Genomic DNA, 14,499 nt, shown 5'->3' with positions numbered 1-14,499 from the left:
CTGCGATGGCTCGCAGAGCTCTTGCGTGTCATCATCCGAGCCTTCTTCGAGACCGTCCCGGCTCGAAACACCGCTTAAGCCGGGCGCCGGCGCCAGTTCTTCACGAACGACTAAATGATGAACGCTGCGCCGCTTCAGGAGGCCGCATGGGACTGCCCTTGCATCAGCAATGAACTCAGAAAACCCGCTAGCCGAGATATTTTGATGACCAACAGTCACGGCCCACGACCTTATTCTTTGGAGTGCATTTGCGCTAGCCCTAACCAGGTCCATGACATGAGCTTTCACGGTAGGATAAACTGGTGGGGCAAATTGATCGGCCCTAACTGCCACTCGTGCTCTGCGATCTGATTTATTATTGATGTCGAGCTTCAACCTCAATTGTGCCACGAAGCCGATCTGTGAGGCCGACCGACTGCTATTCCGCGCACTCGCGATTTGGACTAGCGCTCGGGGGGCGTGTGCTTGTCTTTGTTCCTATAACGGAGCAACTCACGATAGCCGCCCCGCATTAGGCGGAGCCCCGTCTTGACCAAACGAATGGTTCGGCTGCGCAGATCGTGTGTTTTCCAACCTCGATCGGGAAGCCGCGCCTTGCCAAAAAGGCCGTGCGCGATATTACGATAGCTGTTGCCTTCCAGCCACCCGTCCACTGCACGTAAAGCGAGGATGTGCCGATCCCGAGCTCCGGTCGATTGAGCAAGAGGGGGCGATCCGACGGGACGCCGTTCGAGTGCTAACCAAAATCGATGGGCGGCCCGTAAACGAAGGTCGAAGTGACGGTCGAGCGGCAAGTCGACGGCCAGCATTGATCCAATCGGCGGGAGTTCTGTCAACCAGAGCCGGTGCTTCGCTCCACCGAGCGGCACGATAGCATGCCATCCGTCCGGCGCTTCACGCAGCTCGCTGCCCGCCAAGTCGACGAACATAGGGCCAGACTGCTCAGACACAATCGAGCCCACCGCTGTGCGGACGATCAGCACGGTCGAAAGCGCCTCAGGCGACCAGAAAACAGCCTGTTTGTCGAATGCTTTTTGCGGATCAGCCGGAAAACGTAAGTCCCCACTTCCGCCGGAAGTGGTCCGTCGCGCTGGAGTGTTTGCTTCTGAGCCAAGACCTGAAGTCCTTTTGATATTCAGCATCGCGCCGCAACCACTCCCAGGCCATGTCAGCCGCTTCTGCCTGCTTGACTTGATGGTATGCGCTCTCTGATCTCCAATCGGCACCTGACATCGCACAATTTCCCCGCATGCTCCGAATGCACGTGCAAGGTAACCGCAGGGTTGTGACGATTTGTGGTTGCAGCCTCGCACTATCCAACTTCTGATGCATTTTCACGATGGAACGATTGACTTTTTCGATTTGGATGAACTCACATCCGCTTAGCCACTGTCACTCTCCCCATCTCGGTAGTTAGGTGCAGGTGATCGCGAGGCTTGACGCGCGGCTTGCTCTCAGCGGATCGGAACAACGCCTATCAACAGGCTTCCCGAGTACGAATACGAAGAAATGAGCGCGTGGAATAATGACGACGCAGAACAGGTAATGTCTTTCACTCACCAGCCTCATAACTTCCAGACTCAGACTGGCTCATTTGGCTGCTAAGGCGTCCGCCTCAGCCGGCCCTCCTGATGTGCTCTGGCTCGCCCGTCAGGATCAACATTGATCAACGAGCGCGCTCTGCGCGGGTCTTCGTAAGAAGGCGACGAGTCGCACATGATGCCCTGCCGATCGGCGCTGAAGGACCTAGCTCTCTACATAGTCGGACTGCCAAATCTTCGATTAATCCAGAGGACCCGGGCGGGTGCGCAGAACTATTGTTCGCGCAGGCAGCGGCGGAGGCATGCAGTATCGATCAGATTTCCCAATATCGACCTAACTCCGGCCCGTCTTGGCCCAACAATTTGGGGCTCGGTCAACTACCAACCCTCGCAATTGATTCACGTGACAGAGAGATGCCACCTTCACCGCGCGGACGTCAGCTGTTCAAGCCCCCGAAGGAATTGGCATGCAAGATCAACCTCAATCTATCTTAGCCAATCGCCCTGAACGTTCCGCTGATTTGTCGATCGCAGAACAGTTGCGGTCCGAGATATGCTCCAGCTGCCAGCTCTCCTTCCTTATGGAAGCGCACGACGGCCTCTCCGCCGCGATCGCCGAGCGCGCGGGTTTCAAGGGGCTCTGGGCGTCCGGTTTGTCGATCGCCTGCTCTCTCGGTTATCGTGACGCGAACGAAGCGTCCTGGAGCCAACTCGCCGACACTGTCGAACGGATCGTGGACTCAACTCGACTCCCCGTCCTCGTCGACGGTGATGGCGGCTTCGGGAATTTCAACAATGCTCGTCTGCTGGCGCGCAAGCTCCATCAACGCGGCGCAGCCGGCGTCACGCTGGAGGACAGCTGCTTTCCCAAAATGAATTCGTTCGTCGGCGATCGGCATCCGCTCGCCGACGTCGACGAATTCTGCGGGCGTCTGCGCGCCGTTAAGGATGCACTGGCCGAGGACTTCGTCCTTGTGGCCCGGATAGAGGCACTGATTGGCGGAAAAGGGATGGATGAGGCGATTATGCGCGCTCACGCTTATGCTGACGCCGGAGCCGATGCAATCCTCATACACTCCCGAATGAGTGCCGCGGATGAGGTCCTTGCGTTTGCACGCGTCTGGCAGAACAAATTACCGGTCGTAATCGTTCCTACGAAATATTACCGAACATCAGCTTCTGTGTATCGCAAAGCGCGCATCTCCACGGTGATCTGGGCCAATCACTCGATGCGAGCGGCAATAACGGCGATGCGCCAAGTCTGTCATCGAATCATGACCGAAGAGAACACTGCGAGCATTGAACCCAAAATTGCAACGCTAGAGGAGATCTTCGAACTGCTAAGATACGACGAACTGGCCCAGGCGGAAGCTCGATACCTACCTGACCGGCGACCCGACGCGTTTTATTCAGACCCAGCAGCGATTGCGTAGGACGATCGACATGAAGCCGTCTGCCGTACAATCCGGCGCAAGGACGCACGATCACTGGCAGCTCGTCCTGGGACCGAAGTTGATGGGCTTCGGCAGCAGTTTCTCGTCCCTCTGGGTAGTCCCAAGCACCGACAACCGTCAATTGATTGATGAACATGCTCTTCAGCTTCAGCAGATTGTCCTTCTGCGCACTGGACAAGTTTGGCCTCGCAGCGTCGATGATGACATGCCCGATTGACGGAGAACATGCATGCTGGCGGAGCGAACGGCCTTCTTTAAATACCCAGACACTGCTGCCGCATTGTCTGCGGTCAGAGCAGTTGCCGCGAGCGGCGACCAAATCATCGATTTGACCAAAGAGGAGATCCAGAGTGATTTAGCGCCAATGGTGCGGGAAGGCACGATCATCGCGATTAATCGCAATAACTGCAATACCGAGATAGAGAACTCGGCGAAGCTCTGCGACGCAATCGCCCGCAGAATTTCCGCCGACACTGGTCAATCCTGGTCGGCGAACGAAGTCGCAATTACAAGCGGCTCCAAACACGCTCTCTTCATCGCAGCTATGGTGCTTCTGAATCCTGGAGATGAGGTACTCATCCCAGCCCCACATTGGAGTTCCTTCCCTGCGCAGGTTCGGTTGGCAGGCGGAGTGCCGATCTTCATCGAGACAAGAGACAACGATTACGTCCCGAAGCTTTCAGATCTGGCCTCGGCGGTCACGTCAAAGACCAAAGTGATTGTGGTCAACACACCGAACAATCCGACAGGCACGATTTACGATTACGATACCCTTGCGGAAATTGCCCGGCTTGCTGCCGACCGAGATCTGTGGATTGTCTTCGATGAATGCTACGGGGCTTTCGCCCATGCTCCCCACACTCATCATTCCCTCGTCTCGGTGGCTCCTGCAGCGCGCAACCGCATTCTAATCGTCAATTCGTTCTCCAAATCTCTGGCCCTAACCGGCTGGCGGATCGGCTATCTCGCCGGTCCAACAGCAGTCATCAGCGCCGCGCTGGCGCTACAACGCGATACGGCCTGCAGTCCAGACGTCATTTCCCAGCATGCACTGCTCCATCATTTGGACTCCGGTGATGGCGCCTTCCAACAGAAACTTCAACGTCAGGTCAGCGAAGCGCGGACGCTGGGGCTGGCGGTCCTCTCGACGCTGAAGTCAATTCCTCTACCGCCAGCTCAAGGCGGATTCCATTTCTATCTCGATCTCAAACAGTGGCGGCGAAGCATCAGGGGGCCCGGCCCGGAATTCGACGCCCATGAGGTCGCCAATGTATTGCTGATGGACGCTGGTGTCGCGACGGTTTCGGGCACGGTCTTTGGCGATCCAGACGGGGTCCGGCTCTCCTATGGAGTTGATCTTGGCTCACTCGACAAGGGCTTGCGGCGCCTGTCCGCAACTTTGAACACGTGGAAATGAAGTCCTGGAGAATTCGCCGTCCTTGGAACTATGAGGGTTCGTACCATGCCCGGATTTCCTCGCCACGCTGTCGTACTTGCAGCGGGCATTGGCTCACGTCTGCGGCCGCTGACAGATCTACGGCCCAAACCACTCGTCGAAGTCAACGGCACGCCAATCCTGCATAACGCCTTGCGGAACCTGCACGCGGTCGGCATCGGGGAGGTGACGATTGTCGTCGGCTACCGCAAGGACGCCATCCAATATGCCTGTGGCAGCCGCTTCGGCGGGGTCGACATCAACTACGTCGAATCGACAGAATTCGATCATACCGGCAGCGCATATTCCCTGTGGCTGGCGCGTGACGCACTGCTTTCGGGAGATTGCCTTCTCCTCGAGGGAGACGTCTTCTTCGAGCAAGATGCATTGCGCCGCCTAATCAGGTCCGCGAGCGATATCGCAGCAGTAGCTCCGTTCGACGAATGGATGGAAGGCTCTACGGTCCTTCTGTCGGATAACGGCTTGATCACGGGTTTCCGAATGAAGCAAACGGCAGCCGATATTGTCCCATCCGGACCGCAGCTTTTCAAAACCATGAACCTGCTAAGATTTTCCGGCGCGACCCTCAAAACGACGATCGTTCCAACCCTAAATGACATCATCGGATCCGGAGCCAGGCAGGGTTACACTGAGGACCTTCTTGGCTATCTGGTAGAGCGGCGCGGCCTTCAGCTTACAGCCGCGCGATGCGATGATCTCAAGTGGTGCGAAATCGACACCATCGAAGATCTGCACATCGCAGAGCGCATCTTCTCACCAGCGCACGGCACTCGCCGATCGCATGACCAGCAGGACCAGTGAGGTGCCAATGCTAAGATACCTTTGGGATCCCGCAAACGCCATCACAACGGCGGGGCTTGTTTTTTCTTCCGTCAGCCTATTCCTCGCTCTGTCCGGAGACCTTGAGCTGTCAGTGGCAGTGGCGCTTTGGGCTGTGCTATCAGATCACCTCGACGGGATCGTGGCCACCCACACGCCGAATCGTGATCCGGGCGCTGCGAAAATGGGCAAGAGCCTTGATGGCTTCGGAGACATTATCTACGGAGCCGTTCTGCCCTCCGCGATCGTGATTCAGCTCAGCCACGCTTCCATCCTTTCCCTCGCGACCGCCACTGCTCTGCTCGTGGCGGGAGCAATCAGGCTAAGCTATTTTGCAAATTTCGGCCGATCGTCCGACGGGCACTTCCTCGGTGTACCCCTGTCGTACGACGTTCCGCTATTGGCTCTCTTGTTCTTTTTCCAGCCTTCTATCAGTGCCGAATTATTCGAGTGGCTCGTGAACATCTGCTTCCTGCTGCTTGCGGCCGCTCACGTGGCGTCCATTCGCGTGCCCTCACCCGGCCCGGCAATGTATGTGGCCATCAGCATCTTCGTCGCAGCTTCCTCGGCTGCCTTGGCGAGCCGGTCTCTTTGACGACAGCTTGGGCAGATTGTCGAACCGTGTGGAGGCAGGCATGATCGAAGCGCGTGGTACGGTTCCTGATAGGAGGACCTCCCATGTCCTTGTCTATGACGCCTTGCTTGGTCTATGACGCCTTGCTTGAATGTGGCGCCTTCCGAAGCCCGGAAACAGCTCGGCATCATGAACCTGGCCGTGAAATACTGGTTATCCGGGCGTGCATCGTCTCTGCATCGAGGTGGCTGGCGTGACCATCCGGCCTGAACTCCTGCAACGACGCGATCTGTGTCAACGAGGCCGCGAACGAGGCTGGATCTTTCGCGAAATCGGCGTCGAGCCGTTCATTCAATGCGCCGGCGTCCGCACCCTATATGGAGCAAGCAATCCGAGTGACGAAGTCATCGCGGCCATGAACGCGGCTGCAGAAGCTTTCGTGGACATGGACGAACTGGCCGACGCTGCAGGTCAACGGCTCGCTCAACTCACGGGCGCCGAATGGGGTGTGATCACCGCCGGCACTGCGGCGACGCTAGCGTTAGCCACTGCGGCGTGCATCGCCGGAAACAATCCGGAATTGATGTTGCGATTGCCGGAAACATCGGGGCCGCGCAGGAAGGTACTGATCCCCTCTGACCAGCGGTTCTCCTATGAACAGGCAATCCGTATCGCAGGCGGCGAGATTGTGAGTGTTGCCACTGTCGAAAAGCTGGCAGAGGCATTGGACGGAAGTGCCGCGATGATCTGCTTGCTTGGCCGCATGGATTCAGCGTCTGCCTTGCCAATAAGCTCAGTCCTCCCTTTTGCCCGTGCAGGCGGCGTGCCGATTCTCGTCGAGGCCGCCGGGCTTTCGCCAGAAATGCCGGACCGCTGGATCAAATGTGGCGCCGACCTCGTGGTTTATGCGGGCGGAAAATATATCCGGGCGCCACAATCCACTGCGATCGTGCTTGGTCGTGAACGGCTTTGCAAGGCAATCTGGTGGAACGGAGCGCCCCACCAAGCCTTCGGCCGTGCAATGAAGGTCGGCAAAGAGGAGGTCGTGGGCGCTGTCGTGGCACTCGATCGCTGGATCAATTTTCGAACAGCCGCGAACGAACGTGACCAATGGCTTCCGCGCCTAAAGCGGATTGAGTCGCAGCTCAATTTTTTGCCGGGTGTTACGACTGAGGTGCTGTCCTGGCCTGGTTCTGTCACGGCTGTTCGACTCAAGGTGAGCTGGGACCAGAATGACGTTCCATTCAGTGCAGAAGATCTAAGGCTTGCGCTCTTACGGCGGCGCCCACGCATTCTTATCCATGACTTTTGGTCGACGCCGACCTCAATCGTACTGGATCCCGTCAATCTCCGCGACGATGAGGCGGAGATGGTTGGCCGTGCTTTGGCAGACGCATTTAGTAAGCCGCGCTGTATTGCTGAGCCTCGCTCGAGGCTTCCAGCAGAAACGGACCTCTCAGGGAGTTGGCGCGTCGAAGTTCAATTCCTTCATGGCTCGGCGACCCATCGTCTCGACCTCCAGCAAAATGAGACGCTTGTATCTGGATTCCATCACACCGGTTCTTCTTCCGGTCGGCTTTCCGGTGAAGTTCAAGGCGGACATATCCGCTTCGAGGCTATGCACGAGCAGATACCTATCTCCCTGTTCTATGGCTTCGAAGGAAAACTCGCCGAAGATCGCAGCATTAGTGGGACCGTCCGACTCGGGGGCAGCGCCAAAGAACATCTCGGACCGGTTTTCAAGGGTCAATACGGGCACGCGGAATTTCGGGCATCAAGACTTCCGCGCAATTCGAGATAGCTCGACAGTAGATCATGGACACTATCGCACCGAAATTTGAGGGAGATTGAAATGAACGTTCAGAGGGTGGACGTAGGCTGCCAAAATCCATTGAGCTTGCATGGCAAAGTGGCATTGATCGTTGGCGGCTACGGAGCGATCGGTAAAACAATCTCCGAGATGTTGGCCCTGGCCGGCGCGACCACCATCGTTGCGGGACGAAGCGAGCGGGCGCAAGCTCTTGCCGCTGAACTGAGCACCCGAGGTTGCTCCGTCCACGGTGTTGAGTTAGACGCGTGCGACGTCGGCGCGGTGCACTCGCTTTCTGCTTCGCTGAGGCAGCAACATGGTTCTTTAGACATTCTGGTGAACTGCACCGGCTTCAACAAGGAGCAGACGATGTTCGAGGTGACGCCGGAAGCCTTCGATGAGGTCTATTCGAAGACATTGCGTGCCGGAATGTTTCTCTCCCAGGCGGTCGCTGCTCAGCAATTATCGGCCGGAAGAGGCGGAAGCCATATCCATCTTCTTTCGCTTCGCTCATCGCTTGGTGTCCGAAACCGCGGTTATAGCGCCTTTTGCGCCGCAAAAGGTGGGCTCGCCGTGCTGTTGAAACAACTGGCAACTGAATTGGGGCCGCACGGCATCACCGTAAATGGCGTCGCACCTGGCGTGGTGCGGACGCAGAAGAACGAAAAAGCTTTAGACGACGCGGCCGCATTTGAGCGGGCCACTGCGAACATTCCCCTCGGGCGATTGGCAACGCCTGAGGATGTCGCGGGCGCTGTGCACTTCTTCGCGTCTCCGCTATCCCGCTTCGTGACCGGCCAAATTCTCCGCATCGATGGCGGCCTCACCGCCAGTGCTTGAGCAGACTTTCCAGGAAGGAGAAGCTGATGAAAATCGCAGTCGTCGGGGCCGGCATCATTGGCAGCTCCATTGCCTATCACCTGGGAAAGGCTGGCGCTCGAGTGACCATTTTCGATATCGGCGAACCTGGGACTGGCGTCTCCTCCACATCATTTGCATGTCTTAATGCGTTCGGCCAGGCCGAAGCCGACCTGCCGCTCAGGCTCGAGGCTATCAAATACCATAGCAGGATCGCTCGCGACCTCGGAAGCGAGCGCCACCTCCACACAACTGGAACGCTGCGGCTTGCTTCTTTCGGGAACGATGCGACGAAGCTCAAGCAGAACGCCAAGGCCGTTCGCAAGTACGGTAGTCAGGTGGAATTCATTTCACCAGCCACCGCAAGTCGGCTCGAGCCGGCTATCAAAACTGATTCGGCCACCGAAGCGGTTCTCGTTCCGGAAGAAGGATGGGTGAATGCGGGAGCGCTATGCGGGGTTCTGATAGACGCATCCACCAGACAATTTGCGGTTCAGTATAGGCGGGAGCGAGTACTGGGTCTTGAGAGACTACAGTCAAAGCCACGACTGCGCCTTACGTCAGGAATTGAGGCATTCGATTCCCTGGTGCTAGCGGCCGGCAATGATACCAACGCGCTACTCACGCCCACCGGGTTCGTTCCACTTAGGTTGACAGCAGCACCTGGGCCTCTTGTGGATCTTTCTTGTTCGCTCGGCTCGCAAAATGTCCGACGAGCTGTTTACGCAGATAAGCTTCATGTCAGGCCGGGCGACCACGGCGGCGTGCTGGCCGGCGTCGCTCCGGTCGCTGGTGGCGCACCCGAGCATGAGCGAATGGACGAGGAGCGCCATTCTCTCATTAGCTCCGCAAGCCAGTGGATCATGAATTTCGCAGAAATGGGACAAAAGTGGACCATTGGCGTCCGTCCGATGCCGGCGGATGGTCGACCAATGATTGGCGCCCTTGACGAAGATCGCACAATATACGTCGCGGTCATGCACGGCGGAATAACTCTCGGTCCGCTAGTAGGACGCCTCGTCGCCTCTGAAATAATGGATGAGAATGAGGCGATCGAGCTGGCCGCCTACCGACCAAGGCGATCAATTGCGCAAGATGCCGATTGGCGCGAGCCAACGCTGTCGCCAGCTGGTCCAGTGTAGCCGTGAAGAGCGACACAATGCTTGGACCACGGAGCTTGCGGCCAAGGCGCAGATCCAGCTCTGTGGACCGCCGTCGGCGCTATGACCGGCGCTGCACCCGGATGACAGCCGCGGGTTCGCTGGAGAAATTTGATCCAGGCCGGCAGCTAGCCGTCTTCGGCGCAGGCACGCGTCTTTGTCCTCTTCTCGTCCCGCGGCCGGACTCTGGCATGATCGGCTTGCCCCGCGCACCGATGGTTGATGAGATCGATCACGACCGCCGTCGTGGTCCTCGAACGTCTCGGCTCGAAGGACAGGGTCTAGTTCGAGTTTAACCCACAGCAATCAAGGGCTGGCCGCTGTTCTCGGTAGGACTACTGACTCGCGCAGAGGATGTTCGGCCCACAGCAACTGCTATGGTGCGCCAAGTGTTTCCATCCCCCGCTTCAAGGGCTACCGGGGTTCTCCGTAGGCATGCGGGGATTGCACAGTTTAGGTCGACTTACCATTTAACCTGGTGGAGAACCAAAGGAGGCCCAATGCTCCGTCTTTTGAATGCCGGTCGCCAGAACGGGTTCCTGCACCTTCCGGCTCTACCTTGGTGTTTTAAGGGGTCAGGTTAAGCAGAGCGTTCATTGACCAGAAGGGTCACTCCTCAGACGAGTTTGAACGCACACCAAGCACAAACAACCAGGAGGCCGCCACTTGGGTGGCCTCTTTCGTTGGAACCAACCCATCCATTTGATGGGGGTAGGGACTAACTACAAACGATCCGTTCGACGAACCGCAGCGCAGGCCGACAATACTAGCGCCGAGGAAATTTCCGCGTTCGCCAGCAAATCAGAAACCGCATCGACTCGCTCTTTTATCAGCTCTATCCCTGAGCTCACGCGTAATGCGTCTCACTCGTCGACGTCCGCCTCTGGCACGTCGCTGGCTTGGCCGCCTCAGGGAGCGAAGCTGGGTAGACGGCCCTCCAAACAAGACGCGATCCAGATTATCCTCTTCGCAGGGGCGATCTTTCAGCCTTCACCAGCTGGGGCAAGCGTCCCCGCCGACCAGGCTATCCTGTAAGAGCGGCTTCCGCGGAGGAACGCGCGAACGTTGCATGCAAGCCTCGCTTGGTACGCGCAGGATTTGAGCGCGTCGTAGGCCCGGATGATGCATTTGTCGGCTGCCTCCATGATATGGGTCGGTTTGTTTGGGTACTTTTGGGGAATGGTGTACGATGCCAAAAAATATCGTGATCTTCTCCGACGGCACAGGTCAAGCCGGCGGCATCAAATTCGACGAAGCAAGGACGAACAACGTCTACAAGCTCTATCGAGCGTGCCGCGTAGGCCCGGACACAAAGGTTGAACCAGCCGAACAGGTTGCCTTTTACGATGCCGGACTTGGCTCCGCATCCGATGGTGGTCACTTCAAGATTGGCTGGATGCGCTGGCTGTACAATCTGGCCAGCATGGCGACGGGGCTCGGGATCACCCGGAACATTGTCGACTGCTACGCGGCAATCATCAGCCTGTACGAAGAAGGTGATCGCATCTATCTGATCGGGTTCAGTCGCGGCGCTTATACTGTGCGCTCAGTTGCGGGCGTCATGTCATCGTGCGGCATCCCGCGTAACCTGTCTGACGGCTCCCCGTTACGCCGCGACTCCAAGAGCATCCACAAGCTCGCCGAGCACGCGGTCAAGAACGTCTATCAGTTCTGCCCGTCCTATAGCCGCAAGGATACCAAGGGCTACCGCCAATTCCTGCTTGAAACCCGCGACGCAATCGCTGCGGAATTCAGAAAGATACATGGCTGTTCTCAGACCGTCGGACGCACCGAGCAGGCCAACGTATTTCCGTACTTCATCGGCGTATTCGATACGGTGGCGGCTCTCGGGCACAAGTATCTTGGGCCGGCACTGGTGGTCTTCTTCATTGCGCTCTTATTCGGTCTGCATTGGGGCGGCGGCCTGCTCGAACCCGTTTTCCCTCGGGCCGGGCTGGCCGCCCGTATCCTGAGTTACCTCGGAGTGGCTGCGGCGGTAATCGCCTTTATCATGAACTATCTCAAGATCGCGCCGCCTCTGCCGGGTTATAGTTTCTGGAAGCGGATGCTGACGTTGCATCTTGCACCGCCCAAACACAAATTTTATGACACCACGCTCAACAGGAATGTCGGCTACGCCAAGCATGCAATTTCGATCGACGAGAACCGGGCTGATTTCAAGAGGGTGCCTTGGTCGCCGACGGCGGATAAAGAGGACGAACGCGACGCGCTGGGCAACCTGTATTTCGAGCAGGTATGGTTTCCCGGCGTCCACGCTGATATCGGCGGTGGCTACCTGGAAAACGAAGCTCGTCTGTCGGATGTAGCCCTGAACTGGATGGTCGCGGGCGCATCCCTGATTCCAGATGGGCTCAAGCATGACGGCAGCGTGCTGCGGCTTTCGCCTGATCCCGCTGGTCCTCAGCACAACGAACAGGCGGGTGGATGGCTCAAGGCCGGTGTGCGTCACCTCCCGGTGGACCCGAAAACAGGCGCATCCACCTCACCAATGCACAAATCCGTCTACACGCGCTTCGCGTCAGGATCAGTCCTGCTATATGACCGGATTGGCGAGTATCGTCCGGACAATCTGAAAGCCCACGTAGACTTCAAGCACTACTTCGATCAAAGCACGGCACAGCCGCCCAACTACGTCGCTGACGATCTCGAACTCAAATGGCAGAAGGCCAACCATGTTGGCCGCCTATAGACCGTGCGCCTGATGCTAACCTGCTCTCGTGCCTCTTCAAGTGCACGAATCAGACTGGCGGCGACTGCGATCGGCCATGAACAGCAGCTGTCATAAGCATCGTTTGGGCGCTAAGCCGAGTGGAGCGTCTCTGTTGGTCCGGCCGCGTTCCGATCAGCTACCGGCCGGTGCCTTCGCTGCAGTAACGGAATTCAGCGCATTGACGCGTCCATGCCCCCAAGTGTTGGGGATTGGCGTTGACGGTGCGTCGGCATGGTCAACAAGAAGCTTGGCGATCTCATCTTGCTTGAGCGCAGGCTTCACTTGCAGCATCGCCGCGACCACACCCGCGACATGCGGAGCCGCCATGCTGGTCCCCTTCATGGCCGTAAATGGCTTGCCGGCAACATCATTCTCGGGGCTCGGCTTCGCATTGATCGCTCTTGCCGAGGTAATCCACTGGCCCGGCGCGCACAGAGTGGGAAACTGGCGGTCATCCAGTGTGGGGCCTTGGCTCGAGAAGGCGGCGGGCTTGTGCAGATCGGCAGACGGCTTCGTGACGTATGCTCCGACCGAGATAGCCTTCAGAGCGGTTGCCGGAATGCTGGCCGTACTCGCTGCGCTTGTTTGCAAGGAAGTGAACGCGGTTGGAGGAATGCCCTTGCGTCCTGGCGCGTTCAGATAGCCGTGATATATGCCGGCGTCAGCTCCGGTTCCCACGATAGTACCCTTCAATGTAATCGACCATGTTCCAGGGGCGATTCTCGGACCATTCGACTGAAGGACTATGCTGATCCGGTTCTTGTCATGGCGAGGTATGGCAATGCTGGATGCGAGACTTGCCGTCGATCGTCCGAGTGTGCCCCGGATGGGGTCGTCAGTTGCCGCAAGCGACATCGAGGCACCTGACGGATCGGTGATCGTAAGATCGAATCTTTCTGCGGTCGACTTCAGCCCGTACCAGATTTCAATATCAATCCTCTTGGTGATCTGCCTGTCATTGATGCGGAAAGTGATCCGATCCGTCGCACCGCGCGCAATCCTGCCCCGAACATGCTTGTTCTTGTTTCCATCGTTACCGGCAGAGACCACGATGGCGCGCCCTTCGGCTCCCAGCGCCGCATCAATTGCCCTTTCATCGAAGCTCCGGCCGTCTCGTGCACCCAAAGATCCCCCCAGGCTCAGATTGATGACGCAAGCACAGTTGCGCTGTTTCGCCCGTTCCTGGATATATTCGATCCCTTGCCGGATCAGCGCAAATCCCGGGGCATCGAACCTGGTTGCGACAACGATCAAGTCCGCTGCCGGAGCCATTCCAACGAACGCCGTAGCGGGGCTGCCGGACGAAGCTGCGCCATTGCCCGCAGCAATTCCCATGACATGGCTTCCATGCGGCTCCTCACGCACGTCTTTGGTGCGCAACGGCCGACCACCGGCTGCCAAGGCGCGATTTATGGCATCTTCGGTGAATTCCACGCCACGCCGAGCCGTACCGTCAACGTTGTTCCCGGGCGAGCCCTCCGCGGGAAACCGCGGCGGGCGGCCTGGTCGCGCCGGCACGGATTCGAGGCGCTGATCCCATATCGAGAGAATACGAGTCTTCCCATCCGGCTTGCGGAAGCTCGCATGCGTGTAATCGATGCCCGTATCCACGATGCCAACTATCACCCCCCGCCCTGCCTCGCTTCCGATCACGGGCTGAAGCTGGTTGGCCTTGATATCGGATCGGCTGACGTCGAGCGGCGAGTAAAGCGAGCGCGCGAGTTCGATATATTCGATTCCCAGGCGGTGAACCTCGGTAAGGCTCGATAGCAGCATATCGGCCGAGATGATGCCACCTGCGGTCGCGTGCAGGCGCATCCCTATTGCCGCGAGTTCGGCGGGATCGCCATGCCATTCGAACGTGACCGGCACGCGTGTCATTGCCCGCTCGCGGGCCGGCGTGTCGTCGTAAATCCATTGCAAATGCGGATCGATGACGGTCATGTTGCTTCTCGCAATGGCCGGTGGGTGAGGACACGTTCGATATTGACCGATCGATCGTTCTACGGCAAGTTGTATGAAGGCTCGGAGACTATTTCGTCCCGACGCAATTTCAAGACTTCTTATTTTCGGGAACGGCGTTTTTCCTTAGGGGA

General features: G+C 58.0%; 13 protein-coding genes. 9 read left to right on the top strand and 4 right to left on the bottom strand.

Features of this window, described 5'->3' with window-relative positions; all coding sequences use genetic code 11:
• The 3 genes from ACZBJS_RS32800 to ACZBJS_RS32790 all read right to left on the bottom strand — a co-directional run.
• Positions 1-219, bottom strand: a 219-nt coding sequence (locus ACZBJS_RS32800) for a hypothetical protein (RefSeq protein ID WP_463439785.1), incomplete at its 3' end; no start/stop codon positions are given.
• Positions 220-443: 224 nt separating this feature from the next.
• Positions 444-1,142: a DUF2285 domain-containing protein gene (locus ACZBJS_RS32795; RefSeq protein ID WP_463439784.1), complete on the bottom strand. Its 699-nt coding sequence runs from the start codon at positions 1,140-1,142 to the stop codon at positions 444-446.
• Positions 1,042-1,251 (bottom strand): transcriptional regulator domain-containing protein, encoded by a 210-nt coding sequence (locus tag ACZBJS_RS32790; RefSeq protein ID WP_463439783.1) that lies wholly within the window; start codon positions 1,249-1,251, stop codon positions 1,042-1,044. The genes ACZBJS_RS32795 and ACZBJS_RS32790 overlap by 101 nt, the downstream gene beginning before the upstream one ends.
• A gap of 757 nt (positions 1,252-2,008) precedes the next feature.
• Between ACZBJS_RS32790 and aepX the strand changes: the two genes are divergently transcribed.
• The 9 genes from aepX (at position 2,009) to ACZBJS_RS32745 (ending at position 12,382) form a co-directional block, all read left to right on the top strand.
• A complete protein-coding gene (aepX, locus tag ACZBJS_RS32785) occupies positions 2,009-2,974 on the top strand; it encodes a phosphoenolpyruvate mutase (RefSeq protein ID WP_463439782.1) in 966 nt (321 codons plus the stop codon).
• Between the two features lie 10 nt (positions 2,975-2,984).
• The gene (locus ACZBJS_RS32780) at positions 2,985-3,212 is read left to right on the top strand and encodes a hypothetical protein (protein ID WP_463439781.1); all 228 of its coding nucleotides are present in this window, start codon (positions 2,985-2,987) and stop codon (positions 3,210-3,212) included.
• Between the two features lie 12 nt (positions 3,213-3,224).
• Complete coding sequence (locus ACZBJS_RS32775; RefSeq protein ID WP_463439780.1) at positions 3,225-4,412, top strand: pyridoxal phosphate-dependent aminotransferase; 1,188 nt, start codon at positions 3,225-3,227, stop codon at positions 4,410-4,412.
• A gap of 45 nt (positions 4,413-4,457) precedes the next feature.
• On the top strand, positions 4,458-5,252 hold the full coding sequence (locus ACZBJS_RS32770; RefSeq protein WP_463439779.1) for a phosphocholine cytidylyltransferase family protein: 795 nt from the start codon (positions 4,458-4,460) through the stop codon (positions 5,250-5,252).
• A gap of 7 nt (positions 5,253-5,259) precedes the next feature.
• Positions 5,260-5,865: a CDP-alcohol phosphatidyltransferase family protein gene (locus tag ACZBJS_RS32765; RefSeq protein ID WP_463439778.1), complete on the top strand. Its 606-nt coding sequence runs from the start codon at positions 5,260-5,262 to the stop codon at positions 5,863-5,865.
• A 232-nt stretch (positions 5,866-6,097) separates the two neighbouring features.
• Entirely contained in the window at positions 6,098-7,645 is a 1,548-nt protein-coding gene (locus ACZBJS_RS32760) for a hypothetical protein (RefSeq protein WP_463439777.1), read from the top strand.
• 51 nt (positions 7,646-7,696) lie between these two features.
• Complete coding sequence (locus tag ACZBJS_RS32755) at positions 7,697-8,494, top strand: SDR family NAD(P)-dependent oxidoreductase (RefSeq protein ID WP_463439776.1); 798 nt, start codon at positions 7,697-7,699, stop codon at positions 8,492-8,494.
• A 26-nt stretch (positions 8,495-8,520) separates the two neighbouring features.
• Complete coding sequence (locus ACZBJS_RS32750; protein ID WP_463439775.1) at positions 8,521-9,654, top strand: NAD(P)/FAD-dependent oxidoreductase; 1,134 nt, start codon at positions 8,521-8,523, stop codon at positions 9,652-9,654.
• Positions 9,655-10,861: 1,207 nt separating this feature from the next.
• Positions 10,862-12,382 carry a DUF2235 domain-containing protein gene (locus ACZBJS_RS32745; RefSeq protein WP_463439774.1) on the top strand — a complete coding sequence of 507 codons (1,521 nt, stop codon included), beginning with the start codon at positions 10,862-10,864 and terminating at the stop codon, positions 12,380-12,382.
• A 153-nt stretch (positions 12,383-12,535) separates the two neighbouring features.
• On the opposite strand, the gene ACZBJS_RS32740 is transcribed toward ACZBJS_RS32745, so the two are convergent.
• Positions 12,536-14,347 carry a S8 family serine peptidase gene (locus ACZBJS_RS32740; protein ID WP_463439773.1) on the bottom strand — a complete coding sequence of 604 codons (1,812 nt, stop codon included), beginning with the start codon at positions 14,345-14,347 and terminating at the stop codon, positions 12,536-12,538.
• Positions 14,348-14,499: the final 152 nt, after the last annotated feature.

Source organism: Bradyrhizobium sp. KZN70725, from assembly GCF_055264925.1.
Note: the sequence above shows the minus strand (reverse complement) of the source record. Positions and strands in the feature narration are given on the sequence as shown.